Source organism: Cupriavidus sp. 09_S30 (genome assembly GCF_056930435.1).
In genome coordinates, this window is the sequence record NZ_JBXOWI010000002.1 from 2,834,344 (window position 1) to 2,860,328 (window position 25,985).

Consider the following 25,985-nt stretch of genomic DNA (forward strand, 5'->3'; position numbering starts at 1 on the left):
GTGATGCGCCCCTCTTCGCATCCGATGAGGCCAATGTCTGCTAAGTCGGGTGCGTTAGACATCATCAAGCTCGACGCTGTGATGCCTATCTCGAATGAACCGCCGCCGCGAAATTAGATAAGAAATCCGTGATCTGCACCTCATACTGGGGTAGACGCAGCAACGTCGCAATTTCTCTTTGCGATTTTCCGATAAGAGGAATTCGCAGAAACACATGCTCCAGGAATCGATCGCTAACTGTCGAGAGCACAAGCCTCAGCGAGGCCAACATATCGTCGCCACGGTGAGACGCGTGCGCCAAGGCGATGGGCTTTCCGACAACCTCAAATCGGGAGACCATCCAGTCGATTGCGTTCTTGAGGCCGCCTGGAATCGCGCGGACATACTCTGGGCTTGAGATGATGATGCCGTCAGCCGCGGATACGAGTTCCAAGAACTTGACCACTTCTAGCGGTGTCTTCTCCCCCTCCGAGTCTGGCGAGAAAACAGGCAAAACGTCGAGGCGATGAAAAACTGACAATTCAACGCCGTCTGGAGCCATGTCCTTCATTGCCATCAACAAGGCGGTGTTGGTGGACTCCCCGCGCGCACTTCCAGAAATCGCCACGACCTTCATACCAAATAGATCCTATACCAAGCGGCCCAGGCATCCCGGGCCCGTCTTCCCTTCGAGGGGCCAGCTGCAATTCTACGGGCATAACAGCGATGTCGAGAGAAACGCGACGCGCCTTTGCATGGCCGGTTTTAGCGACGCTTGGGCGATCTCGCCAGACGCCTGCTGGAGGCCAGCCACCTACTACAGCCCCAGCCATGGCCGCCTGCCAACGCGCTGCGATTTACCAGCGCGCCTCCTCTACGGCACGGCCGCCGAAGGCAATGCGCCCAAGTCGCTGATGCAGGTGAACAAGCGCGGCGTACCGGTGCGCGCCATCGTCTATCCTTTGAAACTCATCATCGGGCAATCAGACCCTCCTTCTTCCAGCGAGGAACACACATGAGCAATATCCAACGGCTGCGCCTCCCCGAGAACGATCCGACGTTCGGCAGCAACAAGGTCTTCGACCTGTTCCAGTACTCACCCGCCGTCAAGGCTGGCGGACTGGTCTTTATCGCCGGCCAGGTCGGCATCCGCCCGGACGGGACCGTGCCGGACAGCGCAGAGGAGCAGATCGACCTGGCATTCAAGCGGCTTGGCGCGATTCTGGCGCACGAGGGCCTTGGCTTCGAGGATCTGGTCGAACTGGTGTCCTACCACGTGCGCATCGACGAGCAACTGACCGCGTTCCGTGAGATCAAGGAACGCTACATCACGCGCGACTTCCCGGCCTGGACCATCCTGGGCGTCGCCTCGCTCGCGCGGCCGAACCTGCTCATCGAGATCAAGGCTGTCGCGGCCGCGAAGTAAGCGCCCCTACCGCCAAAAGAGGATCCACCATGAAGCCGACCAAAGCCTGTCCCGTCGTACTGAGAACCGCGCAGAACTGCCTCGAAATCCTGGCATTCGAGCATCCCCTGGCTGGCTTGCAGATCATCAAGGGCACGATCGAGGCCGGAGAGCAGCCGGCGGATGCCGCCGTCCGCGAACTGCGGGAAGAGTCCGGCGTCGATGGCGTGGCTACGGTCGACTTGGGGCTCTGGCAATCCGGCTATCAAGGCCAGATCTGGTCACTGCACATCTGCGAGGCAAGCCGTTCGCTGCCGGATACATGGGTGCATCACACGATGGACGATGGCGGCCATGACTTCCAGTTCTTCTGGCATCCCTTGGGCCAGGCGCCGTCGGATCGGTGGCATTGGCTGTTCAGGGATGCGCTGTCGGCTATTGGGATGCGGCTTATGGAGTTTGCGCCGCACCTCGCCACGTAGGTCGGAGAAGAACCGTTCACATGCGGCTTCATGGTCTCTTGCAGCGGCCCATCTTGGTCGACCTCGCCAGACAACCGCATAAGGCCATCATCCAATCTTTCCCAAACACCCAACGCCTGCCAGCGCGCTACCATTGACTATCGCAGCCGCCAGCACTGTACGGCTGCCCGCGTAGACAAGGTAGCCGCCATGCTCCACGCAAAATCGTTCAAGACCAGGCACCACACCCCAGCGTAGCCTCTGCTTCATCCATCAACATTGAAGGAGAAGCCCATGTCCCAAGCACCCACCCAAGCCCCTGCCACACGCGGCCAAGGCACCACCATCAACCTGCTGGATAAGGCCCGCCGCATCGACGAGCACTGGCAACCTCGCGTGATCGCCGAGATGAACGACTACCAGTTCAAGGTAGTGAAGATCGAAGGCGACTTCATCTGGCACCAGCATGCCGACACCGATGAGACCTTCATCGTGCTCGAGGGCGAACTGCGGATCGACCTGCGCGATTGCCACCTGCTGCTGCGCGCGGGAGACATGGCGGTGGTGCCGAAAGGCGTGGAGCACAAGCCGTATGCGGCGGCGGAGGTCAAGCTGCTGCTGATCGAGCCGCGTGGCGTGTTGAATACGGGAGAGGTACGCGGGGAGCGGACGGCAGAGAATGACGTCTGGATTTGATTGCCTGGGCCTTCTCGCTGTGCAGCCGCGATCCCGTGAGGGCCGCCATCTCCCGGCGGCCCTCACGCCTTGCGGATCAGATCATTTCCTGTACCCGGCTGACTGCCTGATCAAGCTGCTCCTTCAGTGGAGCCAGCAGGCAATGGATGCCGACCGTGTCCATGTCGGCTTCCTCGTCGGCCTCCAGCAGGCGCAGCACTGCGGCCAGCCCGGCGCTGACTCGCCATAGCTCTACACAGCCTTGCTGGGTGACGTCACGGATGGTGGTGCTGAGCGTGCCGAGTTGGTAGGCGAGTTCCTGTGCCCGGAGACTGCCCCTGTCATCGGCGTTAGCGGGGTAGGTCAGCTCGATCAGGTCGGCGATCAGGGGGGATTGGCGGGAGATGGCGAATTGGTGCGCCGGCGGGTGTGAACGAAAATCTGGCTCGAAGTGAGCCGTGCTGTTGGTCATAGCGGCCTCCTGGATCAGATCAAAGACCCGCCGCTCATTTCCACGTGAGGGTGGCGGGCCCGCGACGGGGGTGGAAACCGAGATCCAGGATATCGGCCAGCCCGAAGGCTGCCCCGTCCGGCCCGCCGTAGAAAATCTTGGCGCGCGCGAACGCGTCGGACACAAAATCGCTACGAGTGTAGCAGTCTGTCTGGATATCTCGGGTTTCCACGCCCGGTCACCGTTGTTTGCGGTGACTTGGGGGAGTCTCTGGGAGGGATGGTGTGGTGTCAATCGGGCGAATCTGATCAGACGATTGCTGCCGCGTCATCATCGGTTACCGGAACAAACTCCGAGCCACAATAAGGACGGCTTGACACTCTTATTCAAACATTCAAATGAACATGATGAAAAGATGTCTAGGCTGACTTGCTGTGCTCTGCGGCGTGCATCACCACGTAGGCGTTGAGGTTTGCGTCGTTTATGCCTAGGGTACACAATATTTCGGCCATGAAGCTGACTGGGGCAGTTCCGGGAGCTGTGATCACGCGCTGATCGGCAACTGCATAGGGTACGTCCAGATAGTAAGCGGCTCCACCATAGTTTATTCCCGACAGGTTTTCTGCCGAATTGGACGTATGGCGAACGTTATCGAGCACGCCCGATTGCGCCAGCACACGGGTACCGTCGCAAATGCCAGCTACGATGATGTTTCTTTCATGGGCAGAGGCAACTAGCGTCGTGATACTTGGGGCTTGATCAGTCTGCCAGATGGTACCTCCACATACGATTAGCAGATCCAGCTCATCCAGCTGGATGGCTTCAATCGCCAAGTGCGGGGTGACGATCATACCTCCGGAGGAGGTGACCGGGGTTCCATTGGGGGCGGCGAAGCGCGTATCGAAACCGAAATAGGAACGACCGGCCGAATTGATCAGGGCGGTTTCCCAATCCGAAAAATTCTCGGTGAGAATAGTAATGGCACGTGTCATTGGAGCGTCCTTTTCGATGGCGTAGATAAATGCCTGAGGAGTTGTCCTCCCCCGCACGAACCCATAGCATATTAGACGCCACTGACAGTTCCTGTCAGGAGTGTTTAACTACTGCGGAAAGATATCCTTAACTTCACGCCGCTTTTTGAGAGTGATTTTCTGGCGACGTGGAGCGCTTGCACAGCCGCGACCCCTCACGCGACTTCCCCGTCGACACAATCGCCACCGACCTTGGCCAGCGCATTCAGCAACCCTGCGCGCAGCGTGGTCAGCGCGAGACTCTTTGCGTCGAGTTCGGCGAGCTTTGCTTGCAGGCACGCGGTCTTTTGCGCAATGCCGAACGTCGGACTATCCCACACGTGGATAACGTCGCCAATTTCCGCCAGCGTGAAGCCCAACGCCTTCGCATGGACGATCAGCCGTATCCGCTGCAAGGAAAGTTGGGAATAGCGCTTGTAAGTGTTCGTCGCGTGAGGTTGCGGCGCTTTGTCCAGTAGACCCATACGTTCGTAGTAACGGACGGTGTCGCGCGACACGCCCGCCCGCTTGCACAGCTCGCCGATGAGCATGCTGCCTCCAATCAATGTCGTGGATCGTCATTTACGCTTGACCGTTGCCTATAGTCAACGGTTTAGAGTGCAACTCACCTTCCACTCCATCAGCAGGCTATGAGCAAACCTTTCGATTTTCACGGAAAAACAGCACTCGTCACGGGTGCATCGTCGGGTATCGGGCGCGCGTTTGCCTATGCATTGGCCAAACGGGGGGCGAATCTCGTGCTGGTCGCACGCTCTCACGACAGGCTGCGCGATCTGGCAGCAGAACTGCAACGCGACTATGCGTGCGACGCCGATTTCCTGACGGTCGACCTGAGCTCAAGCGATGCCGTACAGACCGTCGATCGTCACCTGAAGGCGACCGGCACCTTCGTCGACGTACTGATCAACAATGCAGGCTTTGCCGCATACGGGCACTTTGAAACGATTCCGTTGGCGCGCCAACGCGATGAAGTTCTGGTGAACTGCATGGCCGCGATGGAGCTGACTCACCTTCTGCTGCCGGGGATGCAGGCGCGATCCGATGGCGCGGTCATCAACGTTGCATCAACCGCGGCGTTCCAGCCAGATCCCTATATGGCGGTCTATGGCGCGACGAAGGCGTTTCTTCTTTCATTTTCAGAGGCGGTTTGGGCCGAGAACCGGCATCGCGGCGTCCGCGTCGTCGCACTGTGTCCTGGCGCGACGCAAACGGCTTTTTTCGACGTTGTTGGCGCGAAGGAGGCTGCGGTTGGCATGCCAATGCCAGTCGCGAACGTGGTGCAGGATGCCTTGTGGGCGCTCGATCGCAATCGGAGCTATCGGGTTGTGGGGGCGCGAAATCGACTGCTTGCGAACTTGCAGAGACTGTTGAGCCGACAGATGTCGGCTCGGCTGGTTGAAAAAATCCTTCGGCCGAGAGAAGTCCAGGGTATCGCGGCAACAGATATCAAGGCGAAGGGTTGCGTTCAATGAGTTGACTAACTCCTGATCCTACGGTTCCGTGCATCGATTGTCGGCAATCTGGGGCCATCGGTCCAGCGACCGCCTCTGGCCGAACAACCCTGAACGGTCAGTCGAGCTTATGCAGAGGGGACACTCAGTTTGACACCAATGCATTGCTCACTCTTCTCGAATATCTGCCGGGTCCGTAGTGATTCCGATCAGGCGTTGTCCTTCTTTTCTGTCTTCGACTCTCCAGCCTCTTGCGCTTAACCTCTCCCGTATGTCATCGGCTTTTGCCCAGTCCCTTTCCGCTCTGGCCTGCTCGCGCTCACCGAGCAACACGCGGATGCTTTCCGGAATGTCGGCCACAACTGGCTGCCAATCACGCAACCCAAGACCCAGCACAGTATCAAAGCTGTCCACGGTCGCCTTCAAGGTCGCGGGTGACAGGTTACTCTTGACCAGTTCCCAAAGCACGGCGAGGGCCCTTGGCAGATTCAGGTCGTCGTTCACTTGGGCATCGAATCGCGCCGCGAAATCCGGATCGACGCGGCCTCCGTCGGGCCAGCCGGAATAGAGATGCCGGAGCCGGTTCAAGGCTATCTGCGCTGCATTGAGAGACGCCCAGCTAAAATTCAGGTTGCTCCGGTAATGGGCGGTCAGGCACAGGTAGCGGTACGCGACCGGATCGATGTTTCGGCTTTGCAAGGTTTGCAGACGAACGAAATCGCCACTCGACTTTGACATCTTCGTGTTGGCATCGAGTGTCAGAAAGTGTCCGTGCATCCAGAAGTTCGCAAGGCGGGTGCCGTGGGCCGCCTGGGTCTGCGCAATCTCGTTGCTGTGATGCACGGCGACATGGTCTTCGCCGCCACAGTGGATATCGAACCAGATCCCGAGGTACTTCGCCGACATGGCCGAGCACTCGATATGCCAGCCAGGGAATCCACGCCCCCATGGGCTATCCCATTCCATCTGTCGCGTGACACCAGCCGGGCTGAACTTCCATAACGCAAAGTCCGTGATGTTCTTCTTGTCGCCCACTGCGATGCGCTTGCCCGCCTGCAGGCCGGCGCGGTCGAGCCGGGCCAGGAAGCCATAGTCGTCCTGCCTGCTTGTATCGAAGTACAGCCCGTCACCGGTCCGATACACGTAACCGGCTCGTTCCAACTCGCCAATGAATGCGATCTGTTCGGCGATATGATCGGTCGCACGGCACCATACTGTCGGCTCGAGCAAGTGGAGAGCACGCCAGTCCGAGACGAAGGCCTCGGTGTAGCGCCGGGCGATGGCCCACGCCGATTCTCCGGTTCGCCGGCTGCCTTTTTCCATTTTGTCTTCGCCGTCGTCCGCGTCAGAAGTCAGATGACCGACGTCGGTGATATTGACGACGTGCCGGACCTCATATCCGCTGCGCATCAGTGCGCGGCGCAGGACGTCCTCGAATATGTAGGTTCTCAGATTACCGATATGCGCGTGGTCGTAGACGGTAGGACCGCAGCAATACAAGCCGACCTGGCCGGCGTGGATTGGCGTGAACGGGCGCACGGTACGCGACCAGGTGTCATAAAGCGCAAGCGGCATCGAGTTTCTCCGTCCCGAAAGTGTCGGGCCAAAAACAAAAAGGCCGCCGGTTTTGCAACGGGCGGCCAGAAGGCGATTGATTCAACGTGTAGCTAGATCGCTAGACGCAGCTTCCCCCTGGCATGTTTTGACAACATGCACGGACCAGCGAAGAGAGGAATTGGGTGCGAGTCAGCATACGAACATCCTAGCTTGTGCCGGCTGCGCAGGTCAATACCGGTGAATGGCCGCTTTCAGTTGGCATTTCCGGAAGTCTGTTTATGGCCCGGCAAGCGACTGGATCGAGCGACGCCATCACATCAGCGCCAGTCCACTTAGCGTTGCTGTGGCCAGCACGCCTCAGCCGAGCGTACTCGGCGGCGTGTGACGCGCCAGGAATCGGTCCAATTGGCCAGCGAAGGCCTTGCCATCCTGTGAGGTGTAAGGTGCTGGACCGCCGGTATCGATGCCTGAGGCACGGAGCTGGTCCATCACCTCACGCATGGTCAGGCGCTCCTGGATATTCTCATGGCTAAACCAGATTCCTCGCGGGTCGAGCACGTTAGCGCCTTTGCCGAGGGCAGCGGCGGCAAGGGGTATGTCCGCCGTGATCACGAGGTCACCGCTGCTGACCAGTTCGACGATACGGTCATCGGCGGCGTCGAAACCCGCCGGCACTTGCAGTGCCTTGATAAAGCGGGAAGGCGGCGTGCGCAAATACTTGTTCGCTACCAGCGTGACGCACACTTCGACACGCTGCGCGGCCCGATACAACATTTCCTTGACGACAACCGGGCAGGCGTCTGCGTCAACCAGTACTTGCATCGCGATATTTCCAATGGAGGGGAGAAAACGCTCATATTACTGCCTGCACGCAATTCGACCTTGCTGCTATGAGTCGTCACGTCCTACCGGCCCGGTCCCGGCAGATATCCTTCCGCGAGGTACTTCAGTTGCGGCAGATCGAACTTATTCAGTTTGCGGTGACGAACGGCGTCGGCCGATCCGTCCTGCCAACGACGTAAGCGCTGCTCGAGGTAATTCTTCACTTGCAAGCGCCCACAGCGAATACGCAACGCTGCGCTGGAACAACAAACCGACAGCATCTCGAAGTTCGCCCCTGCCGAGCGCGTTCACCGAGTCGGTCACGGCGAGGGCCCCGTGCATCAGCACGCTGGCGTGCCGGTAGCACCCCACGATGCAGTCATTGCAGGGCTCCCGTTCATCGGGCAGGCGGTCGAGGTCGAAGACGGAGCCCATCGGCTCAGACCACACCTCGCAACGCCAGACATCGAGGTTCCAGTCGATATAGAAATACTTGCTGCCCGCGATACATGGAATCAGTTGCTGTTCGCCGCGCACGAACCGCTCGACCTCTGCCAGCGCGGCGCTCGGGTCCATCACACGAAAGCGCTTTTTGAGGCGCGCGATTGCGCTCAACGCTTCGAGTATTTCGTCAGGGCTGAGGTCGACGAGCGTTGATTTTTCGTCGTAAACGAGCGATGTGGAACCGAACGCCTCGTGCCTTGGGTACGAAAACGTGACGGCATCGAAGCCAAGCCGGTTGAGCGTTTCAGGAAGCGACGAGTAACGGACCAGACGACTGACCGTAACCGTCGCACCGACTGGGATACCGAAGGCGTGCGCCTGCGCGATGCCCTCGCGGATGCGAGCCTCCAGACCGGGCAGGCCGCGATTGTGCTCGTGCTCGCTCATGTCCGCGCTATCAATGGATATCATGAGACGCTTGAGGCCGGCCGCCGCCAGTTGCTTGATGTGGCGAGGAAGGAACCAGCCGTTCGTGATCAGGCCGCACTGGATGCCGGCTTTCGTGGCCGAGGCAACGAGCGATGCGATCTCTGGGTGAACCAGAGGCTCGCCCCCCTGCAGCGTCATGTAGCGAATCCGGCGCCTGCGCAGGATCGGCATCGCACGCGCAAAGTCGTCGGGATCAAGATAGCGACGAGGGCCGGCCAGGTTCTTGTCGCGAGCGAATCCGCAGAAATCGCAGGCGGCGTTGCAGAGATTGGTTACCGATACATCACAGATGGCCGGGAGCATGTTCTGCGGCAACTCCCGCTTTTTTGTGGCGCTGGCTTGCCCTTTGCGTTTCCCGGTCGTCGCTTCCTGCATCCAGAAGACTTGCTTCTCCGGCATCCCTTGCTCCCGCCGACAGTCCACACGACAGCGCAGACGACTCGAATCCGCGCCGACCTTTTCCCGCCCCCCCAATTCGGAGCACGCTATCAGGATTTATAGTCCAAACATGTAAGCCGTGGGCGCCGATTCGAGCGCTTTGGCGATCACCGGACCCATGCGCGCGCCATTAATGCTGCATGGGGTAGACAACAAATTTCGACCGCAGGCGCCAGGACGGCAGGTTGCTGCACAAGCGGCAACCTGCGGAATGCCACAGACCTTCAGACGTCTCGCCCGACGCATCCCGCCCGACGCGCATTCAACGGCGCTCAGTAATCGGGCCGTCGGCGTCCACGTGCCCAACTGCACCGGCGGGGCCGTCGACGGTGATCGGGCCATGCGCTTCCAGATCGCCGTGCACGATCAGATCGCCGTGCACAGTAAGCGGGCCACGAATCGTGTTTCCTCCCCAGCGCCTACGTACGGCGGGATCGCCGCGGGGAATCCGTTCAATCCAGGCCGCCGTGATCGGACCGCGGGCGTAGATGTCACCGGCCACGGTCAGCGAGCCATCGACGGTCACCGGCCCGAGCACGAGGAGCGACCCGCTGATGCTGAGCGGCCCCGTGACAACGGGTTGGGCATACGCCAACGCAAAAAAAATGGAGGACGCGAGCATAGCCGCGCCTGCCACGATGCCTCGCGCCTGCTTTGAAGTCATGCTCTTTCCGAGCCTCGCAATGAAGCGTTTCACGCCACCTTCTGGTCGGTGCAACTTGCGCGCCCGTCGGCCATCTGCTGATGCGCGAGGGCCGACTGCCGCACAAGCAGCCTCCTTCCGTACTTTTCAGTCTAGCCACGGGGGTGATGAACACAAGCGCCAACGACCAATGGCTCGACGAGAGTGATTGGCGGGTGAACGTCCGCTACCTACTGAGGAACGGCTGCCTGAGCATCTGCAGCCGCGCGCCGGCGAATGGTAGAAGTTGGCCGGTCGCCGACCTCGATGAAGCCAGCAGGGATAGCCGCACACGCTCACGGCGCGAGCATGATCCTCCCAGTGAGATCCGCCATGCGTGGTGACAATCCTCGTTCGATCAAGACGCAGGCTATTGCGTCCTTATACGCCACGGTTTCCTTCATCGGGTGCCACTGGTAGATCGCGTGCGGATTTCCCTTGTCGGCAAAGCCATCACGCACGCGACCGTGTGCGAAGCCCCGTGATGCCGGTCCTTATCTCGGATTGCCCGCCTGCTGTCAGGCCATTTCACTGGCAGCTTCGCCAGCCAGCGCGACTTCCGTCTCGTCGGTCACCGTGCTTTCCGCTATCGCGTTGTCGTCTCCGGAAACCATGTCGCCCAGACCGATGACTACCGTGATATTCGGCGTCCAGTTCTTGCGGTCGGTGCTGACCTCGGCAAACGTGGTCACCGTTGCGGTGTAGCCCTGCGTTCTGAGGTCGTCGGCTAGCCGTTGCGCGCGCGGTTCCAGCGCTGCTTGCGGATTGTCTTCGTTGATGTCGAGTACCAGTCTGGTCTCGAATTCTTCCTTGCCCCTCTGGATTGCCGTTTGCATTGCCTTGAGTTGCTTGTTCGCGAGCGCGACGAGCTTGCTGTACCTGGACTCTTCCTGGCTGGCGCGCAGTGCCTTGGCGGCGTTGATGATTTCGGTGCGGTCCACGAACATGATTGCCTTTCGAGGTGGGGGAGAGAAAGCGCAGGCGCCGCACAGGCTTGACTTCAGGAGCCAGCTTTTTCGGGATGCGACGACAACTGTATAAATATACAGTGTTCGCCAGCTAACCGGCAAGGAGTAAAGGGCAAAAGTCCCTGACAGCAGAAGATCTACCTCTCCTGGCTCCGGCTGAGGCTGGGTAGCTTGTAGGTGTCGGATTCAGGCCGTTGTGCAAGGCCAGCCGTAGGGAAGCAACCGGCTGCTCAAGTCCAAACGTCATGAAGACCAAGTTGAGAGGAGCCGACCGGTTGAATCCGCAACCCTTCTCAGCCCTTCGAGCCTTGGGGGACGGACGACCGAATTGGCCCGGGAACCGGCCATTCCGCCGTAATAGATTGTGATGAACACGATGGCCGAAGCTTGCCTGTCGCTGCATGCGCCAAGCACGCCAATCGGCTACCGGCGTCCGAAGTCTCCGCTTCCACGATGCCTATCAGCCCATCACACACTTCGAAGTCGACTGAAATGCGCCATTCACGGCCAGATTGCTCGCAGAAACTGCGCGAGCCTGGCACCGGCCTTCAATAGCTGCGTTCGTTGCAGAAGCTCTCGCTTCGTTGCATAGTCGTCCGGCAATGCCACCTTCCAGTGTTTGTCGCCATCTTCCTCGGAGTAGCTGACGCCAGTGAATGCGGTGCCCGCGCTAAGCAATGTGTCCGTGGCCCGCGGGCGGCACGTTCACTCTGCCGCGCTGGCGCCGGTCAGCGCCCGGACACGACCCTGATCGGCAGCGAGCTCGCGCGCGTTGCCGGAATAGACGATGCCACCGTCGTCCAGCACGTAGGCGTGATCGGCAATTTCCAGGCTCATGCGCGCGTTCTGCTCCACCAGCAGGACAGTAATTCCCGCATCGCGCATCTGGGACACCACACGAAACACCTCCTGGACGACCCGTGGGGCCAGCCCTTGCGAGGGTTCATCGAGGATGAGCAGCCGCGGATTGAGCAGCAGCGCGCGGCCCAGCGATAGCATCTCCTGCTCGCCGCCGGAAAGCAGGCGCCCCCGACTCAGCTTGCGCTCGGCGAGGCGTGGAAACAGGTTGTAGACCCGTGCGATCGTCCACGGCCCACTGCGCTCCTGCGGGACCTTCAGGTTCTCCTCGACCGTCAGATTGGCAAAGATTCTCCGCCCTTCAGGTACATAGCCGACGCCGCTGGCAGCGATCCGGTAAGTCGGCCAGCGCGTGGTCTCGGCGCCAAAAATTGTCACGCGCCCCTGACGTGCAGGCGTCAAGCCCATCAGGGTGCGTAACGTGGTGGTTTTGCCGGCCCCATTGCGGCCGAGCAAGACCGTGATCCGGCCTTCCGCAGCCTCCAGGCTGACACCTTGCAGGATATGGCTCTTGCCATAGTAGGTGTGAAGTCCTTCGGCGATTAGCGCGGCGCTCATTCGGCGCTCCCCAGATAGGCAGCCTGCACAGCCTCGTTGGAGGCGATCTGGTCGGGCGCGCCATCCGCGAGCAAGCGCCCCTGGTCGAGCACTGTGATGCGATCGGCGAGGTCGAACACCACGCGCATGTCATGCTCGATCAGCACGATCGTGAAGTTCTTCTCACGATGCAGGCGCCGGATGAGCTGCATGGTCTCGTCGGTTTCCTGGTCGCCCATGCCGGCAGTGGGCTCGTCGAGCAACAGGATGCGCGGCCGCAGTGCAAGCGCGATCGCAATCTCGGCGGCGCGCTGGTCGCCATGGGATAGCTCGCCGACCAGCCGCTCGGATTTGCCGCGCAGCCCCGTAAGATCTAGCGCCTCTTCCACGCACTGGCGAACCCTCACCTTTTCCACGCGGTTGATCCACGGACGCAAGCGGAAGCCTTCCGTCACCTCCGCGCTGACGCGCACGTTTTCGAACAGCGTCAGATCCGGAAATATCTCGGTGATCTGGAACGTCCGGGCAATGCCGGCTACCACCCGTTGGTGCGCGGGGAGTGACGTAACGTCACGTCCTTCAAAGATGATGTTTCCGGAGGTCGGCCGGTAGAAGCCGCTAATGAGATTGAAGAAGGTCGTCTTGCCGGCACCGTTGGGTCCAATGATGGCGCGCAACTCGCCCGGCTCCACGGCCAGGGAAACATCCTGGACCGCCGCCAGGCTGCCAAAGTGTTTGCTGACATGCCTGACCTCGAGCACGCTCACGAACCCCTCCTTTGCCGGATGAAGCCAAGCAGGCCGCGAGGGAAAAAAATCACGATCGCGACGAACATCATGCCGACGAACGACATCCAGTTGATGGTGATGCTCGACAGGTAATCTTGCAGCACGACGAACACCACGGCGCCAAGCAATGGCCCCCAGAAGCTGCGCATGCCGCCCAGGACCGCCATCATCACGAAATCCCCCGACTGGCTATAGTGCAACCCGCGCGGATCGGCGAAATTGTTCAGGAGGGCGTAGAGCGCGCCGGCGAACCCCATGAAGAAGCACGACAGCGTGAAGGCAATCCAGATATGGCGGTTGACGGGAATGCCGAGAAAGCGGGCGCGCCGTTCATTCTCGCGAATAGCAATCATCGTGCGGCCGAACGGGGCGTGCAGGATCAAGGCCATGATGCCGGTCGCCAGCGCGAGACATGCCAGCACGAAGTAGTAGAACGCGTTCGCGTTCGACAGAATATCGATCGTGACGACGCCGAGATCGAGGGGCATGCGCGAAAAACCGCGCAGCCCGTCGTCGCCGCCGGTGAGCGAACTCCACTGAAAGGCGATGTAATAGAAGACTTGGCCGAAGGCGATGGTGACCATGGCGAAATAGACCCCGCGCCGCCGTACGCTGAGGGCGCCGAGCAGCGCACCGGTGATTCCGCCCAACAGCGTGCCGCACACCAGCGCCAGTGGCGTGCTCGGCGCCAGAAATTTCAGTGCAAGGCCGGCGCCGTAGGCGCCAAGTCCGAAATAGGCCGCATGCCCGAAGGACAACACCCCCGTGAACCCGAGCAGGAAGTTCACCGACATGGCAGCCAGTCCGAGCACCAGGACACGCGTGCCGAGCGCGGTATATCCGCCGAGCAGCGGCATCCAGTATGGGGCGAGCAGCAGTGCGACCCAGATCGCCGCCGGCCCCGCCAGCCGGCCCGGCGACATGTGTTCGCTCATGTCAGCATCCCTTCCTCGCCAAGCAGGCCGCGCGGCCGCAGCAGCAGCACCACCGCCATCAGGGCGTAAATGACAGCTTCGCTGGCCGCCGGAAGAATCACCGCGGTGATGCCAGAAGCCACGCCGATCAGCAAGCCGCCGAGCAGCGTGCCGGGCAGGCTGCCGACGCCGCCGACAATGATGGCGATGAAGCTCGGCATCAGCAGCCCTGTTCCCATGGTGGGCTCCAGCCCGAGCTGGCCTGCAGCGAGCACGCCGCTAAGGCCCGCCAGGAAGATGCCGACGGCGAAATTCAGCGACCGCAGCCCGCCCACGTTGATGCCGAGTGCCGCGACGGTTTCGAGATCCAGCGTACCGGCGCGGATACGGATGCCGAGGCGGGTAAAACGCAGCAGCAGAAAGAGCAGTGCCACCGTGACGGCCACGGTGCCCACCATGAAAAGCCGGTAGCCGGTGATGAAGAAGAACGTATCGCTCAGCGGCTGCGCCAGCGCGACCGGAATGGTGACCGGCTTGCCCTGGGCGCCCCAGATGAAACGGGTGCCGTCCTCGAAGATGAAGGCCAGACCGAAAGTGAGTAGCAGGCTGTAGAGCGGATCGCGCCCGTATACACGCCGAATGAGCGTTCGCTCAAGGGCCAGTCCGATGACGGCGGTGAGTGGCGGCGCAATCAGCAACGCCCCCCAGAAGCCGACATAGGGCGTGATCGAGTAGGCAATGTAGCCGCCGATGACGAGGAAGCCGCCATGGGCGAAGTTGATTACGTTGCTCAGATTAAGAATGAGCGAAAGCCCGAGCGCCATCAGCACGTAGAACGCGCCAATGATCAGCCCGTTTGTGATGTTGAAGAGGAGGAGTTGGGTCATCGCCACGACTCACGTCTTGACGCACGGCGGGCACAGGCCCTGTTCGCCAATTCAGGCCGGCCACTTCACCGTGCAGCCGGTCGCGCTTTCGGGAGGCGCGGTCTTGTCGCCCGCAACGACATGATCGACGCGGAACAGGTCTTCGGGATCGCCAGCCGGCTTCGACAGCGCCTCGCCCACGAAGGACGACGTCATGAGCTGGTGATCTCCCTTGCGGTAGTAGCACTTGTTGGGCTGCAACTTGACGTCGTCCGCGAGTTCGAATCCCCCGAGAGCCTCGGCGAGCCTTCTCGCGTCGAGACTCTTTTCCCGGTTGGCAACGGCGGCGAGGGTATGGACCGACGTGTAGCCGAACCAGTGGCGCGCTGTGGGAACCTTGCCGCCGTTCACCTTGCGGATATCGGCGACGAACTTTTCAACGCCGGGTACACCGGGTTGCTTCCAGTACCACTCGAACATCCAGATGCCGACGCGCGCCTCGGGTGGCATCGCCTCGAGCGATTCGAGTTCTTGCTGCAGCCCGGCGATATGGATCTGCTTGCCGATGCCGAATTGTGCAATCTGCTTCAGGCAGTTGACCATGTCGGAGCCCTGCGGCAGCACCAGCAGCACGTCCGGATTGGCGGCGCGCGCCTTGATCAGATAGGCGGAGAAATCGGTGGTGCCGAGCGGTGTCAGTTCATTGCCGGTCATGGTGCCGCCGAGCTTCTGCAAGTCGGCCGCCGCGGCCTTCTGCAGGGTGTGGCCGAAAGCATAGTCGGGCGTAATGAAGTGCCACCGCTTGCCGTACTTGCTGAACAGGAGATTGGCTACCGCATTGGCTTCCATGCTCGTGGTGTTGCAGACGCGATAGACGTTCCACTTGCAATCGCTGCCCGTGATCGTGTCGGTGTGGCCGCCGGAGACGATGTGCAGCACCTTCTTCTCGTTACTGACTTGCGCGATAGCCTGCGCGATGCCGGAGTTCACATCGCCAATGAGAAAGCTCACCTGGTCGCGTTCGATCAGCTTGCGCGCCTTTTGCACACCGGTGCCCACGTCGTTTGCAGAGTCCTCCACCAGCAACTCGATGGGGCGCCCGAGGATGCCCCCCTTGGCGTTGATCTGCTGGACGGCCAGTCTGGCGCCAGTGACCTCATTCTGTGCGACTGCAGCATAGACGCCGGTCAAGGGGTCGACCATGCCGATTCGCAACGGGGATTCGCCGCGCGCCTTGATGAGGAAGGGCGGCGCGAACTGCAAGGCCGCCGCCGCTGCGGCCCCCTTGAGTACGGTGCGACGATCGAAGTGAATGCCGTTCGGTTTCGTCATGGTAGCCCCCTACCTGCCTTGTCGAGTCGACGAATCGCCTGAAACTGGGCCTAAGCGGGAATGTCTCCTAGAAGACAACTTTAGGTGTGTTAACTGAGATGCACAAGGAGCCGCCATGCGCAGGCAACGGCCGACGATCAGCCGCTGATTTCCGCGGCAGATCCATGGCCGACTGAGGTGGGCGGGTTGTTTTCACGTGATGTATTGGGCGCCAACGATGCGCTCTCGGGGGCGCAAAGCTGTCGTTGTCCTTCACCTCGGTTTCGGCCTTGGCCAGTTTCTGCCATCCGGTCATGCAAGCCGCAATGGCAGAAATGACCGAAGTTCGGCCGATGGCGCAGACCCGCACAATTGGCTCGGCGAGCCACCTCGGCCCACCGTTACCCGGTCCGGTCGTCTCTTCCCGACCCTGTGCCGCCATTCGGACTACCCGACCGTGGATGATGGCTCTCGAGCTAGTTCGGACATCGGCTCACGGAGGCATCTCTGTCGCTGCTCGACCCCTTACAGTCGTTTGAAGCGGCGCCCGGTCAACGGCAGTTCTCAAAGTCCAACAGTCATCCGCTGAGGCAGGGTCGCTTGCCCAGCCCCAGGTATACATAGTTTTGTTGCGGCTACGAGATCCCGAACGGTGCTGCCTAGCCACCGGACCGCACACCGACCGCTGTCACCGAGCGCTTGCGTCCACGGCCTGCCAACAGAATCACAAGCAAGGCAGATCCGATGACCGGTAAGGCTGCGACCTGAAAGAGCGCGCCGTTGCTCCACTGCAGTGCGATCAACTGTCCGCCGATGAGCGGCCCGAGGACCGAGCCGATGCGGCCGACACCGAGACTCCAGCCGATGCCCGTCGAGCGCAAGGCGGTGGGGTAGTAGTGGCCGGCTAGGGCGTTGACCGCAGGTTGCCCCCCGACGAGGCAGAATCCGCCCACGAACACGGCCAGCAGCAACCATGGCAACGCGTGCGCCACCGTACCGATAAGGCCAACGGACACGGCAGCCACCGCAAAACAAACAGACAGGACCCGGATGAAGCCGAACTGCTCGATGAACCTGCCCAGCATGAGCGTGCCGATAACGCCGCCGGTCTGAAGCATCGTTCCGACAATGACTGCGGTGGCGGGCGTGTAGCCCGCATCGTGCATCACGGTGGGTAGCCAGTTCGAGAGGAAGTAAAGGTCAATCAGGTTGAGGAAGCTGATGGCCCACAGGATTAGCGTGACAGGCGCACGCCCGGAGCGAAACAGATCGACCACTGGAGCGCCGGAAGCAGGCTTCTCTTGCACGACGAGGCGCGCTGAGGGGTGGATCTGCTGGCTGGGGGCACACTTCGCCAGCCAGCGCCGGGCCTGTCGTTGACGGTCTTTCAGTGCCAGGAACTGCAGGGATTCCGGCAAGGCCGCAAGCATCCAGAGCGCAAGCAGCAGCGGCGCCGCCCCGCCGACCCAGAAAACAGAGCGCCAGCCGAAGGCGGGAATCAGCGCCGCGCTGATGAAGCCACCGATGGCGGCACCGACCGTGAAGCCGCACGAGACAAGCATCATTCGCTTGACCCGGTGGTCCGGAGCAGAATACTCGCCGACAAGTGCCATCGCGTTCGGCATGATGCAGCCCAAGCCAAGACCGGTGACGAAGCGCGCAACCATCAGCGACAGAATGCTGCCGGTTAGCGGCGTGACCAGCATGGCAATTGCAAAAAACAGGGTGGCGCCAATCAGCACCGGGCGCCGACCGATGCGGTCGGCCAGGATGGACAGGCACAGGGCGCCAACCAGCATCCCGACCAGGCTCGCGCTGAACACGGGCCCGAGCGCCGTCTTGGGAACACTCCACTCGGCGAGCAGGCTCGGGGCAACGTATCCCATGGCCTGGGCATCGAAGCCGTCAATGATCAGGCACATCCCGCACAAGGCGAGCAGAAGAAACTGGAACGCGGGGTTATGGGCTTTTCCAAGCAGGTCATCGACGTCGACGTTGATGGGGTTGGTGGGGGCGACTGGAGTGCTCATTGATCTTTCTCCTATTGGCGTCCTTTCTAGTCTTTCTCGAGCCTGGGTTATTGGGTGGCGCGGCCATCAGCACCCGCTACCCCCGATGACGGCGTCCAGGCCATGGCAAGCAGCGCACCGAACAAACCGACGTTCTTGAGAAAGTGGTTGAGTTGGTTGCTGTAGCTTGAGGCGTCGGCAGCCCAGAAGGCGTGGAACAGGAACGTGGCGGGGACGACAAACATGGCCAGCACTGCCGCGGCCCAGCGGGTCTTCCAGCCCAGGATCAGTGCGCCGCCACAGCCCACCTCTACACAGGTCACCAGCACGCTCAATAGCGGTGCCATGGGCAGTCCCATAGCCGCCAATTTGGCGACCAGGCCGGCGAAGTGGGTGGTTTTTAAGACACCAGAGACTAGGAACAGCAGTCCCACCAAGGCGTATCCGAAACGGATGCCTGTACGGCTTTTCGTCAGGCGATCCAAAGCCGGTGAAGTCGAATCCAAGCGCATTTGAGTCCTCATTTCCATCAAAGCAATGCCATGGCTCGGATAGTAGTCAACTCGCTTACGATCCGATATCATCGATCGGCACTTTATTTGTGCCATCCAGGCACTAATCCGTGCCTCGTGTGCTAGGGGCATAAGCATGAAGGGATCGAACAATAGCCGTCTGGATGCCGTGGAAATGTTCTGTGTGGCGGCCAGGACCCAGAGCTTCACTGCTGCGGCCGTCTCACTGGGGACAACGCCGTCGGCTGTCAGCAAGGCCGTACAACGGCTGGAGACCCGGCTGGGACTCAGACTATTCGCTCGCACGACGCGGGCCGTGCGCCTGACCGACGAAGGCCAGCTCTACTACGATTCGTGCCAACAGGCGCTCGACCGCATCAACGAGACTGAAACGGCATTAACGCTTGAACAGATTCCGCGCGGCGTGTTGCGCGTGAGCCTTCCCTACAGCTATGGCATTAGGCGCGTGATTCCATTGATTTCGGAATACATGGCGCGCTATGGCGAGCGGGTCAGCGTGGAGGTATCGCTTAGCAATGCGATGGTCGACTTCGTCCGGCAAGACTTCGACATGGCGGTGCGCATCGGTACAGTGGCCGATTCCCGCTTGGTCGCCCGTCCGCTGGATCAGACGGGACGGGTCGTGGTGGCAACGCCGTCCTATCTAAGCAAGTACGGGCATCCCCGACAGCCAAGCGATCTGGTCCGACATCAATGTATTGGCATGCTGTTGCCGGACACCGGGCGCTGCTTGCCGTGGGTGTTTCGGACCGAGGGTGACCAACTATGCGAGGTCGCGATTCGTCCGGCTCTTGCTCTTGACCATCCCTTGGGCACCTTGGCCGCAGTTACCAGCGGCGCGGGCATTGCGCAACTGCTCGACTTCACGGTACAGGAGGATTTGGCTAGCGGGCGTCTGGTCGAGCTGCTGGGCACATACGCTCCCCGGACTCAAATGGTTTCGGCGGTTTACCCAAGCCACAGGTATGTGCCGGCCAAAGTACGTACATTCATTGATTTCTTGCTGGAAAGACTTTGATCTTCGGGCCGCTCCCAGCCTCATCCAAACCGCATATGAGCGACTGTAGGTTCCGCTACTACAGGCACGTGTCCAAATAAATCACCGCTTACATAAAAAATGTGGGCCCAGTCTCGAAGACTCGGCCCGTTTGGCGTTTCAACACTTGTCGTTAAGGACTAACAGGTCGTGCCACTTTTCACCATGCGAGGGTCAACCATTAGCTCAGTGGCTGGGGCAGGTGACAATCGACCGACAGTGCGTGAACGTCCCTTATAGGAGCCCAGCCGTCCTTCGAAAGTTCGTGGTGAGATACGGCGTCGACGTCTGTAAATGGCCGAGGCCGTGTGGAAACGCTCAGTGGGCCGCCGTGCGCGCGTCCATATATGTAGGTCGCGCTGGGCTTTCCACTTCTTCGGTCAATTCAGTGCCGATGCGACACCGAATGGCGGCAATGCCTTCCTAATTGGCTTTGAGGCACCCCACGCGAGCGTTAAAACATCGCCAAAAAGGCTTACGCCCCCGCTAGCTTCACCACCTTCATCATTCTGGCGATCCCGAGCACCCTAATTACCCGCTTGAGATTGTATGCAAGCACGTGCAGGCTCATTTCAGTGCTCACATGCTCTAGCTTCTTCGTCAGGAAGTGCGTCGAGCCCATCCAGTGTTTAAGCGTGCCAAACACGTGCTCAATGGTGCGTCTTCGCAGTGTCATGGCATCGGGCCTGCGGTCGAGCCGCTGCTGCATCCGCTCAAGCACCACCTCATGCTCCCATCGGCGAATGCGCCGGTAGTCCGTGATCGTGCATTGATCGCGCATTGGGCACCTGGGGCAGGCGCTGCTCCAGTACACATGCAGCTTTAGGTTGTGCTCGACCGTGGTGAACCTATGGATCGCTCTCTCGCCTGCCGGGCATTGGTATTCGTCATCCCTTGCCACGTAGATAAAGTCTGCTTTGCTAAACCGTCCGTCAGCCTTCGCGTTCGACGTCATCGGCTTCGGCACGAAGGGCGTGACGCCGGCGTCTTCACATGCTTTGATCTCCGGTCCATTGAAGTACCCACGATCAGCAAAGGCCTGCAGTCTCTTCCGGCCCATCGCTTCACGCGCAGCGTTGGCTATCTTGCTTAGTTGCGCACGGTCGCTGCCGATGTTTGTGACCTCATGCTCCACAATCAGGTGGTGCTTGGCATCAACGGCCGCCTGAACGTTGTACCCTACAACCCCCGTTCCCTTGGCTTGTGAGATCATCGAGCGCGCGTCAGGATCCGTGAGTGATAGCTGCTCATCGGGCTCACTCTTCAACTCTTCCTTGATGCGATCCAACTCCCGCATCTGCTGGCGCAGTTTCTTGATCTTTTCCTGCAGCCTCGTCGTCTTTGCTTCGACTTCAGCCGGCTGGGTTCGGTCGGCGGTCTCCAGGGCGTCGAGATAGCGCTGGATGCTCTGCTCAATTTGCTGCTGGCGCTTGTCGATCTTGCCCGACGTGAAATTGCGGTCCCGACTGTTGACTGCTTTGAACTTGCTGCTATCGATCGCCACGGTTGCCTGAGAGAACAGCTTCAAGTCCCGGCACAGTGCGACGAAGCGCCGGCAAACGTTCCGAATCCCCACGCCGTTGTCGTGACGGAAGTCCGCAATGGTTTTGAAATCCGGTGCAAGCCGTCCGGTCAACCACATCAATTCGACGTTGCGCTGAGTCTCGCGCTCCAGGCGGCGGCTCGACTGGATGCGATTGAGGTAGCCATAGATATAAATCTTCAGCAAGACCGACGGGTGATACGCCGGTCGACCGGTGGCCGCAGGAGCGGCGCCTTTAAAGCCAAGCCTATGCAGATCAAGCTCATCAACAAAGGCATCGATGACGCGAACAGGATTGTCTTCACCGATATAGTCATCAAGACACTCTGGTAGCAGAGTTACCTGCTGTCGATCTTCGCCTTCGATGAATCGCTTCATGGGCCGTCCCGCGCTGACAAGTTGCTTCAGTCTAGGCGATGCACTAGTGTTTTCACACAACCTCGGCCGGAAGCGGCCGCCATCGATGGGTCCGAGCGTCGCAATGACACTCCTGCTACATTGGACGGTAGCCCAGGTGGTAGCTCGCCCACTACAAGTGGGATTATTCTCTCGCTAGGGAGAAACCCGGCTCAACCTGCACCCAACCATGCCACCGGTCATCCGACCCATCCGCGCCGTCGTCTTCGACGACTTTGGCATGCTCAGCGATATCACCGACAAGCGCCACCCGATCGCCAAGATTCTGGCGAGCTACTCGGACCGCAGCGCCGGCCGCCGCCTCGCGATGGCCACACGTGTTGACTTAGCGGCCGCTGCCTGCGCCACCGGATACGCCGGCCCGCTCTTGCGCTTGCTGCCTTTTGATCTGGACGCTTATGGCTGGTCGTTTGAGGCTGGCCACCTGAAACCGGATCCTGCCTTTTACCAGTGGGTCACGGCCGCACTTGGCACCGCGCCGTCCGAGACCCTCATGGTGGGCGACACGTTCGCCGCCGACTATGATGGCCCGAGACTCGCTGGCATGCAGGCACTGCATCTTGTCCGCGATGGTGCACCGCAACTAGGCGTCGCGTCCATCCGATGCCTCACAGAAATCCCACCACTGATCGAGCAATGACCGGCAACGAGCCGCCCGTGTGGCTGTCCAATTGGACGATCGAGCCCATCTCCCGGACTGCAGTTCACAAGTCCGGCGCTACCGTGCGCGTCACGCGCAGTGACAACCGCGCACTGCAGGACACCTTATCAGTTGAGCGGCTCGCCAAAGCGGCCGAGGATGGATGGTTCGTCGAGGAGATCATCCTGCAGGCAGAGATGCTGCTTAAGGAAGGTCGTCTCTGAGTACGCGGACCGAAGAGCCTGCCTGACGCGCAGCCGCTTGCTGTTCGTCTTCGGGAACTTCCTTGGGTACTCGTGGTTTTGGGCACCGGATGGCGCGACCTGGTTTGGGGTGCACTTGCCTTGGTGGATGGTCGGTGTCGCCATGTTCGTCTGCTTGGTGGTCTGCCTATCGCGGGTAGGGATGCTGCTGCTTTGGCTTATGGAGGTAGCCGAGGAGGCGGAGCGAAGGCGAATGGAAAGTAGCCGTAACAAGATTGAGCGCTTGTTCCCAGGTACAAGGGCGACGCCCCTTTCCACTGGAAACTGGCTCCTAACCAGCATCGCAACCGGTCGAACGGTGAGGGAGATCAAGCCGGGCGACATGGACAATCCAGTGACCGAATGAAGATTACGCTGGCGCCGTCAAACCCTGCGGCGCCTTGCCGCCACACGAGCGCGGGAAAGGTGCGTGAAGCTCTTCTACATAAATGCCTTCTCGGACCCATGGGCTAGCCGTGGCGAGAATGGCAGTGCGCGAAGGCCAATCGACGTGGACCGGCCCTGTATGACCGTGGAGATATCGTGAAATGAGCCCCCAGTTGTCTCTTCTCGACCCTGAGCTGCCCTTCGACGCAGCGCAGGCTCAGCGGCGGCTTTCAAGGGCAGAACGGCCACACGGTCTATTGGCGGGGCTGGTGCATCGGTCATGCGGCGCGGCGCTGCCGGGGCGCGCGAAGCACCCGTCGGCACGTTCTGCATGGTCCCACGACCACGCTGTAGCTTGATACTCACGCAACCAGCGCTAGTACTTGATGTCCCGCTTTTGCTGGCGGCCTTCCTGCTTCGTGTCGCGCTTTTCTTGCCGGCATTGGGAGTTGCTCTTCTGGTTTGCAGCTCGGCAGTCGACCTTGCCCGCTCGCGCTTCCTGTTTGGCAGCCTGGTTTGCGTTCCTGCCTTGTTGGCGCTGTTGCGACTGGTTGGTGGCCAGGGCAGCGCCCGATAGCGCCAGGAGTCCGGCTGCGGCCAGCATTGCACCCTTCCGCCTCCAAAGTCCGTTTCTTGATTCGACCATTTTTACGCTCCTTCGTGCTTGGTTGAAACGGCGGTCAGCCTGCTCCTTCAAGCTCTGTGCATGCGCGATGCCTGTGAGAAGCGTGCTGGCAATGCAAAACGTGAATGCCGCGACGAGCCGCGTGGCGTTGTTGACCGACGGTGTATTGCTCGTGGACATACAGACCTCCTTCCGTGGCTTTTTGCTCCGATATCCTGGCCATATTACTCGTGGGAAATCCTTGCGCATCCCCAGGAACACCTCAAATGCCCATTCCCTGTGGCGCTGCTGCGCCTCTTCAGGCACAGGTGACTGGCTTCTTGAAGGCCGGCAGCCGACGCGATCATTTGAATGCAGTCAGTTTCTGAAGACAGCATGGGGCCTATTGGCATGGTCTGCTCCGGCCGATAATTGATGCTCATCGACGCGAACAGATCGGCCGATTACTAAGCGGAGCCGCCACTTGATCGGCCGAAATAAGGAGAAAACGAGTGACCCTTCATGGCCGGGAGCTGCCAGGTTTCTGCCGACACAGATGTCGGGTCATCAACAGGTATATTGCGCCACTTCTTGGCGGCGTAATTTTTCTTCCTCGAACTGGCCTGGGCCTGGCTGCCGGCATCCTCCCTACCCCGCCCCACGTTCCAGAATCTTGTACAAATGCGAGCGCGAGATTCGCAATTGCTCTGCCGCGCGCTTCTTGTTGCCGCCGTGGCGAGCGATCGCTTCCAGTACTGCCGCATAGGCAAGGTCGCTCAGTCCGCTCGCAGCGCGGGCTTCCGGGGATAGCGCAGCAGGTGCCGGCGGCGACAAGCCAACGCTCTCTGGCGCGCGCACGTCACCGACGATTGCCGAACTTGCAAGCCCTCGCGCCGCTTCGCCGCGCGCAAAATCCGCCACGCGCAATGTTCGTCCGTCACAGAACACCAGCGCTTCCTCAACGCGTTGACGCAACTGCCGCACATTGCCGGGCCAAGGCTGCCCGGCAAGATGGCGCGCCACGTCATGCTCGATCTTCGGCGCAGGCATGCCGTTGCGTGAGCAGAACGCATCGACGAAGTGTTGCAGCAATGCCGGGATATCCTCGCGACGCTGCCGCAGTGCCGGGATGCGCAGCACCACGCCGCTGAGCCGGTAATACAGGTCCAGACGGAAGCGTCCCGCATCGATCAGCTCGGAAATTTCGCGATTGGTGGCCGATACCAGGCGGAAATCCACGCGCTTGGCTCGTCCGCTGCCGAGCCGTTCGACCATATGGTCTTCCAGCACGCGCAGCAGCTTGACCTGCATTTCCATCGGAATGTCGGCCACTTCGTCGAGAAACACCGTGCCGCCGGTGGCCAGTTCGAGCTTGCCAGCCTGCCCCTGGCGTCGGCTTCCCGTGAAGGCACCCGGCGCGTGTCCAAACAGTTCCGATTCGATCAGCGTCGACGGCAGGGCGGCGAGGTTGAGGCTCACCAGGGGCCGTTCACTCATCGGCTCATGGCCTGCCACATGAATCGCGCGCGCTACCAGTTCCTTGCCAGTCCCGCTCTCACCCAGGATCAGGACCGGCACATCGAGGCGTGCCACCGTCTGGATTTCACGGCGCAGCCGCTGCATCGGTGCGCTTTCGCCGATCAGGCCGAGCGTGGATTGGCTTTCACGCAGGCCATCGAATTCGCGCTGATACCGTTCGACCTCCGAACGCAATGCCGACAGTTCCTTGTGCATACGGACCAGCTCTTCCGGTCCCTTGACCATGACCTGACCGATGGCGCCCACCACTGCGCCGTCCTGGCGGATCGGAATGCGATTGACCACGCGTGTGGCGCCGTTATTGAGCTGCTGCAACTGTCCGATCTCTGCCTTGCCGCTCGCCACCACCTGCGGCAGCCGGGAGTTCGGAATAACGTCCGCAGCGGGCAGGCCGGTGCCCGCGCCAGGTTCGAGTCCGAGGAATTTCTCGTGGACCGGGCTGATGAAACGCATGCGGCCATCCCGGTCGACCACGGTGATGGCCTGGTAGGGGTCGTTCAGGAAGTAGTCGAGGATTGCGCCAGCGAAAGGCACTGTGCCGAGGAAATCGAACAGTACGGCCTGCGCGCGGGCGCCGTGTACGAGGATCAACTGATGTTCGTCATCCTGCAGGGCCAATCCGATATAGCGTTGCCCTCCCTTTTTCACCTCCACCGGAAAGAGCTTGCGGCCATTGCCAGCCATCGTGGCGCGTTCACACGCGGATTCGGCGGCGTCCGCAACGGCGGCGTCTGCACAAACGCCTATCGCTGCCACTCGGCCGCCATGTCGTGTGCGTACCAGCACGCCAAGCACTGTTCGGTCGCCGTCTGGCTGTGTTGTCTCTGAGGACACTTGTGTCTCCTGAAATGTCCGCGCTGCGGACAGTTTCGTGTCGTTTCTGAGGACATCATAGCCATGCACTGAGG

The 25,985-nt window shown here is 60.7% G+C and carries 28 protein-coding genes; 8 read left to right on the forward strand and 20 right to left on the reverse strand.

The window, feature by feature from the left end:
- Positions 1–85: 85 nt before the first annotated feature.
- On the reverse strand, positions 86–616 hold the full coding sequence (locus AC1Z3O_RS32920; protein WP_483521207.1) for an NADPH-dependent FMN reductase: 531 nt from the start codon (positions 614–616) through the stop codon (positions 86–88).
- A 118-nt stretch (positions 617–734) separates the two neighbouring features.
- Here AC1Z3O_RS32920 and AC1Z3O_RS32925 point away from each other — a divergent pair, with 118 nt between their 5' ends.
- The 4 genes from AC1Z3O_RS32925 (at position 735) to AC1Z3O_RS32940 (ending at position 2,541) form a co-directional block, all read left to right on the forward strand.
- Positions 735–998 (forward strand): hypothetical protein, encoded by a 264-nt coding sequence (locus AC1Z3O_RS32925; RefSeq protein ID WP_483521208.1) that lies wholly within the window; start codon positions 735–737, stop codon positions 996–998.
- Positions 995–1,405: a RidA family protein gene (locus AC1Z3O_RS32930; protein WP_483521210.1), complete on the forward strand. Its 411-nt coding sequence runs from the start codon at positions 995–997 to the stop codon at positions 1,403–1,405. Before AC1Z3O_RS32925 ends, AC1Z3O_RS32930 begins: the two co-directional genes overlap by 4 nt.
- Positions 1,406–1,434: 29 nt before the next feature.
- On the forward strand, positions 1,435–1,866 hold the full coding sequence (locus AC1Z3O_RS32935; protein ID WP_483521212.1) for an NUDIX hydrolase: 432 nt from the start codon (positions 1,435–1,437) through the stop codon (positions 1,864–1,866).
- A gap of 273 nt (positions 1,867–2,139) precedes the next feature.
- On the forward strand, positions 2,140–2,541 hold the full coding sequence (locus AC1Z3O_RS32940; protein WP_483521214.1) for a cupin domain-containing protein: 402 nt from the start codon (positions 2,140–2,142) through the stop codon (positions 2,539–2,541).
- A 76-nt stretch (positions 2,542–2,617) separates the two neighbouring features.
- On the opposite strand, the gene AC1Z3O_RS32945 is transcribed toward AC1Z3O_RS32940, so the two are convergent.
- From AC1Z3O_RS32945 to AC1Z3O_RS32960, 4 genes are all read right to left on the reverse strand, one after another.
- Entirely contained in the window at positions 2,618–2,992 is a 375-nt protein-coding gene (locus AC1Z3O_RS32945; RefSeq protein ID WP_483521216.1) for a DUF1484 family protein, read from the reverse strand.
- A 34-nt stretch (positions 2,993–3,026) separates the two neighbouring features.
- Positions 3,027–3,203, reverse strand: a complete 177-nt coding sequence (locus tag AC1Z3O_RS32950) for a hypothetical protein (RefSeq protein ID WP_483521218.1) — start codon at positions 3,201–3,203, stop codon at positions 3,027–3,029.
- Positions 3,204–3,390: 187 nt separating this feature from the next.
- Positions 3,391–3,963 carry a type 1 glutamine amidotransferase family protein gene (locus AC1Z3O_RS32955; protein ID WP_483521220.1) on the reverse strand — a complete coding sequence of 191 codons (573 nt, stop codon included), beginning with the start codon at positions 3,961–3,963 and terminating at the stop codon, positions 3,391–3,393.
- Positions 3,964–4,157: 194 nt separating this feature from the next.
- Positions 4,158–4,532: a heavy metal-responsive transcriptional regulator gene (locus tag AC1Z3O_RS32960; protein WP_483521222.1), complete on the reverse strand. Its 375-nt coding sequence runs from the start codon at positions 4,530–4,532 to the stop codon at positions 4,158–4,160.
- 99 nt (positions 4,533–4,631) lie between these two features.
- On the opposite strand from AC1Z3O_RS32960, the gene AC1Z3O_RS32965 reads away from it, so the two are divergent.
- Positions 4,632–5,474, forward strand: a complete 843-nt coding sequence (locus AC1Z3O_RS32965) for an SDR family NAD(P)-dependent oxidoreductase (RefSeq protein ID WP_483521224.1) — start codon at positions 4,632–4,634, stop codon at positions 5,472–5,474.
- A 147-nt stretch (positions 5,475–5,621) separates the two neighbouring features.
- Here the strand turns inward: AC1Z3O_RS32965 and cysS are convergent, their stop codons facing one another.
- The 12 genes from cysS to AC1Z3O_RS33025 form a co-directional block, all read right to left on the reverse strand.
- Complete coding sequence (gene cysS / locus AC1Z3O_RS32970) at positions 5,622–7,028, reverse strand: cysteine--tRNA ligase (RefSeq protein WP_483521226.1); 1,407 nt, start codon at positions 7,026–7,028, stop codon at positions 5,622–5,624.
- Positions 7,029–7,367: 339 nt separating this feature from the next.
- Positions 7,368–7,832 carry a YaiI/YqxD family protein gene (locus AC1Z3O_RS32975; RefSeq protein ID WP_483521228.1) on the reverse strand — a complete coding sequence of 155 codons (465 nt, stop codon included), beginning with the start codon at positions 7,830–7,832 and terminating at the stop codon, positions 7,368–7,370.
- Between the two features lie 144 nt (positions 7,833–7,976).
- Entirely contained in the window at positions 7,977–9,164 is a 1,188-nt protein-coding gene (locus AC1Z3O_RS32980) for a radical SAM protein (protein ID WP_483521230.1), read from the reverse strand.
- Between the two features lie 301 nt (positions 9,165–9,465).
- The gene (locus AC1Z3O_RS32985; RefSeq protein ID WP_483521232.1) at positions 9,466–9,900 is read right to left on the reverse strand and encodes a hypothetical protein; all 435 of its coding nucleotides are present in this window, start codon (positions 9,898–9,900) and stop codon (positions 9,466–9,468) included.
- 503 nt (positions 9,901–10,403) lie between these two features.
- Entirely contained in the window at positions 10,404–10,832 is a 429-nt protein-coding gene (locus AC1Z3O_RS32990; protein WP_483521234.1) for a hypothetical protein, read from the reverse strand.
- A gap of 726 nt (positions 10,833–11,558) precedes the next feature.
- Positions 11,559–12,269, reverse strand: coding sequence for an ABC transporter ATP-binding protein (locus AC1Z3O_RS32995; protein ID WP_483521235.1), 711 nt, complete (start codon positions 12,267–12,269; stop codon positions 11,559–11,561).
- Positions 12,266–13,015 (reverse strand): ABC transporter ATP-binding protein, encoded by a 750-nt coding sequence (locus AC1Z3O_RS33000; RefSeq protein ID WP_483521237.1) that lies wholly within the window; start codon positions 13,013–13,015, stop codon positions 12,266–12,268. Before AC1Z3O_RS33000 ends, AC1Z3O_RS32995 begins: the two co-directional genes overlap by 4 nt.
- Positions 13,012–13,971 (reverse strand): branched-chain amino acid ABC transporter permease, encoded by a 960-nt coding sequence (locus AC1Z3O_RS33005; RefSeq protein ID WP_483521238.1) that lies wholly within the window; start codon positions 13,969–13,971, stop codon positions 13,012–13,014. The genes AC1Z3O_RS33000 and AC1Z3O_RS33005 overlap by 4 nt, the downstream gene beginning before the upstream one ends.
- The gene (locus tag AC1Z3O_RS33010) at positions 13,968–14,837 is read right to left on the reverse strand and encodes a branched-chain amino acid ABC transporter permease (RefSeq protein WP_483521239.1); all 870 of its coding nucleotides are present in this window, start codon (positions 14,835–14,837) and stop codon (positions 13,968–13,970) included. The genes AC1Z3O_RS33005 and AC1Z3O_RS33010 overlap by 4 nt, the downstream gene beginning before the upstream one ends.
- A 51-nt stretch (positions 14,838–14,888) precedes the next feature.
- Positions 14,889–16,148, reverse strand: coding sequence for an ABC transporter substrate-binding protein (locus AC1Z3O_RS33015; protein ID WP_483521241.1), 1,260 nt, complete (start codon positions 16,146–16,148; stop codon positions 14,889–14,891).
- A gap of 638 nt (positions 16,149–16,786) precedes the next feature.
- Entirely contained in the window at positions 16,787–18,157 is a 1,371-nt protein-coding gene (locus tag AC1Z3O_RS33020; RefSeq protein ID WP_483521242.1) for an MFS transporter, read from the reverse strand.
- Positions 18,158–18,204: 47 nt separating this feature from the next.
- Positions 18,205–18,648 (reverse strand): DoxX family protein, encoded by a 444-nt coding sequence (locus AC1Z3O_RS33025; protein ID WP_483521244.1) that lies wholly within the window; start codon positions 18,646–18,648, stop codon positions 18,205–18,207.
- Between the two features lie 136 nt (positions 18,649–18,784).
- On the opposite strand from AC1Z3O_RS33025, the gene AC1Z3O_RS33030 reads away from it, so the two are divergent.
- Positions 18,785–19,687, forward strand: a complete 903-nt coding sequence (locus tag AC1Z3O_RS33030) for a LysR family transcriptional regulator (RefSeq protein WP_483521245.1) — start codon at positions 18,785–18,787, stop codon at positions 19,685–19,687.
- A gap of 493 nt (positions 19,688–20,180) precedes the next feature.
- Here the strand turns inward: AC1Z3O_RS33030 and AC1Z3O_RS33035 are convergent, their stop codons facing one another.
- Positions 20,181–21,626 (reverse strand): IS1182 family transposase, encoded by a 1,446-nt coding sequence (locus AC1Z3O_RS33035; RefSeq protein WP_483514932.1) that lies wholly within the window; start codon positions 21,624–21,626, stop codon positions 20,181–20,183.
- A gap of 208 nt (positions 21,627–21,834) precedes the next feature.
- Between AC1Z3O_RS33035 and AC1Z3O_RS33040 the strand changes: the two genes are divergently transcribed.
- Both AC1Z3O_RS33040 and AC1Z3O_RS33045 read left to right on the forward strand, forming a co-directional pair.
- A complete protein-coding gene (locus tag AC1Z3O_RS33040) occupies positions 21,835–22,305 on the forward strand; it encodes an HAD family hydrolase (protein ID WP_483521247.1) in 471 nt (156 codons plus the stop codon).
- On the forward strand, positions 22,302–22,529 hold the full coding sequence (locus tag AC1Z3O_RS33045; RefSeq protein ID WP_483521248.1) for a hypothetical protein: 228 nt from the start codon (positions 22,302–22,304) through the stop codon (positions 22,527–22,529). The genes AC1Z3O_RS33040 and AC1Z3O_RS33045 overlap by 4 nt, the downstream gene beginning before the upstream one ends.
- A 781-nt stretch (positions 22,530–23,310) precedes the next feature.
- On the opposite strand, the gene AC1Z3O_RS33050 is transcribed toward AC1Z3O_RS33045, so the two are convergent.
- The gene (locus AC1Z3O_RS33050; RefSeq protein ID WP_483521250.1) at positions 23,311–23,739 is read right to left on the reverse strand and encodes a hypothetical protein; all 429 of its coding nucleotides are present in this window, start codon (positions 23,737–23,739) and stop codon (positions 23,311–23,313) included.
- 447 nt (positions 23,740–24,186) lie between these two features.
- Complete coding sequence (locus tag AC1Z3O_RS33055; RefSeq protein ID WP_483521252.1) at positions 24,187–25,911, reverse strand: sigma-54 interaction domain-containing protein; 1,725 nt, start codon at positions 25,909–25,911, stop codon at positions 24,187–24,189.
- Positions 25,912–25,985: the final 74 nt, after the last annotated feature.

What these genes read in the sequence shown, in the direction of transcription:
- AC1Z3O_RS33035 (WP_483514932.1), bottom strand. Translation starts at nt 21,626, where the DNA reads ATGAAGCGATTCATCGAAGGCGAAGATCGACAGCAGGTAACTCTGCTA.
- AC1Z3O_RS33020 (WP_483521242.1), bottom strand. Translation starts at nt 18,157, where the DNA reads ATGAGCACTCCAGTCGCCCCCACCAACCCCATCAACGTCGACGTCGAT.
- AC1Z3O_RS33050 (WP_483521250.1), bottom strand. Translation starts at nt 23,739, where the DNA reads ATGTCCACGAGCAATACACCGTCGGTCAACAACGCCACGCGGCTCGTC.
- AC1Z3O_RS32980 (WP_483521230.1), bottom strand. Translation starts at nt 9,164, where the DNA reads ATGCCGGAGAAGCAAGTCTTCTGGATGCAGGAAGCGACGACCGGGAAA.
- cysS (WP_483521226.1), bottom strand. Translation starts at nt 7,028, where the DNA reads ATGCCGCTTGCGCTTTATGACACCTGGTCGCGTACCGTGCGCCCGTTC.
- AC1Z3O_RS33045 (WP_483521248.1), top strand. Translation starts at nt 22,302, where the DNA reads ATGACCGGCAACGAGCCGCCCGTGTGGCTGTCCAATTGGACGATCGAG.
- AC1Z3O_RS32940 (WP_483521214.1), top strand. Translation starts at nt 2,140, where the DNA reads ATGTCCCAAGCACCCACCCAAGCCCCTGCCACACGCGGCCAAGGCACC.
- AC1Z3O_RS33025 (WP_483521244.1), bottom strand. Translation starts at nt 18,648, where the DNA reads ATGCGCTTGGATTCGACTTCACCGGCTTTGGATCGCCTGACGAAAAGC.
- AC1Z3O_RS32955 (WP_483521220.1), bottom strand. Translation starts at nt 3,963, where the DNA reads ATGACACGTGCCATTACTATTCTCACCGAGAATTTTTCGGATTGGGAA.
- AC1Z3O_RS33040 (WP_483521247.1), top strand. Translation starts at nt 21,835, where the DNA reads ATGCCACCGGTCATCCGACCCATCCGCGCCGTCGTCTTCGACGACTTT.
- AC1Z3O_RS33030 (WP_483521245.1), top strand. Translation starts at nt 18,785, where the DNA reads ATGAAGGGATCGAACAATAGCCGTCTGGATGCCGTGGAAATGTTCTGT.
- AC1Z3O_RS32930 (WP_483521210.1), top strand. Translation starts at nt 995, where the DNA reads ATGAGCAATATCCAACGGCTGCGCCTCCCCGAGAACGATCCGACGTTC.
- AC1Z3O_RS33005 (WP_483521238.1), bottom strand. Translation starts at nt 13,971, where the DNA reads ATGAGCGAACACATGTCGCCGGGCCGGCTGGCGGGGCCGGCGGCGATC.
- AC1Z3O_RS32975 (WP_483521228.1), bottom strand. Translation starts at nt 7,832, where the DNA reads ATGCAAGTACTGGTTGACGCAGACGCCTGCCCGGTTGTCGTCAAGGAA.
- AC1Z3O_RS32965 (WP_483521224.1), top strand. Translation starts at nt 4,632, where the DNA reads ATGAGCAAACCTTTCGATTTTCACGGAAAAACAGCACTCGTCACGGGT.
- AC1Z3O_RS32925 (WP_483521208.1), top strand. Translation starts at nt 735, where the DNA reads ATGGCCGGTTTTAGCGACGCTTGGGCGATCTCGCCAGACGCCTGCTGG.
- AC1Z3O_RS32960 (WP_483521222.1), bottom strand. Translation starts at nt 4,532, where the DNA reads ATGCTCATCGGCGAGCTGTGCAAGCGGGCGGGCGTGTCGCGCGACACC.
- AC1Z3O_RS32990 (WP_483521234.1), bottom strand. Translation starts at nt 10,832, where the DNA reads ATGTTCGTGGACCGCACCGAAATCATCAACGCCGCCAAGGCACTGCGC.
- AC1Z3O_RS33010 (WP_483521239.1), bottom strand. Translation starts at nt 14,837, where the DNA reads ATGACCCAACTCCTCCTCTTCAACATCACAAACGGGCTGATCATTGGC.
- AC1Z3O_RS33015 (WP_483521241.1), bottom strand. Translation starts at nt 16,148, where the DNA reads ATGACGAAACCGAACGGCATTCACTTCGATCGTCGCACCGTACTCAAG.
- AC1Z3O_RS32995 (WP_483521235.1), bottom strand. Translation starts at nt 12,269, where the DNA reads ATGAGCGCCGCGCTAATCGCCGAAGGACTTCACACCTACTATGGCAAG.
- AC1Z3O_RS32935 (WP_483521212.1), top strand. Translation starts at nt 1,435, where the DNA reads ATGAAGCCGACCAAAGCCTGTCCCGTCGTACTGAGAACCGCGCAGAAC.
- AC1Z3O_RS32945 (WP_483521216.1), bottom strand. Translation starts at nt 2,992, where the DNA reads ATGACCAACAGCACGGCTCACTTCGAGCCAGATTTTCGTTCACACCCG.
- AC1Z3O_RS32920 (WP_483521207.1), bottom strand. Translation starts at nt 616, where the DNA reads ATGAAGGTCGTGGCGATTTCTGGAAGTGCGCGCGGGGAGTCCACCAAC.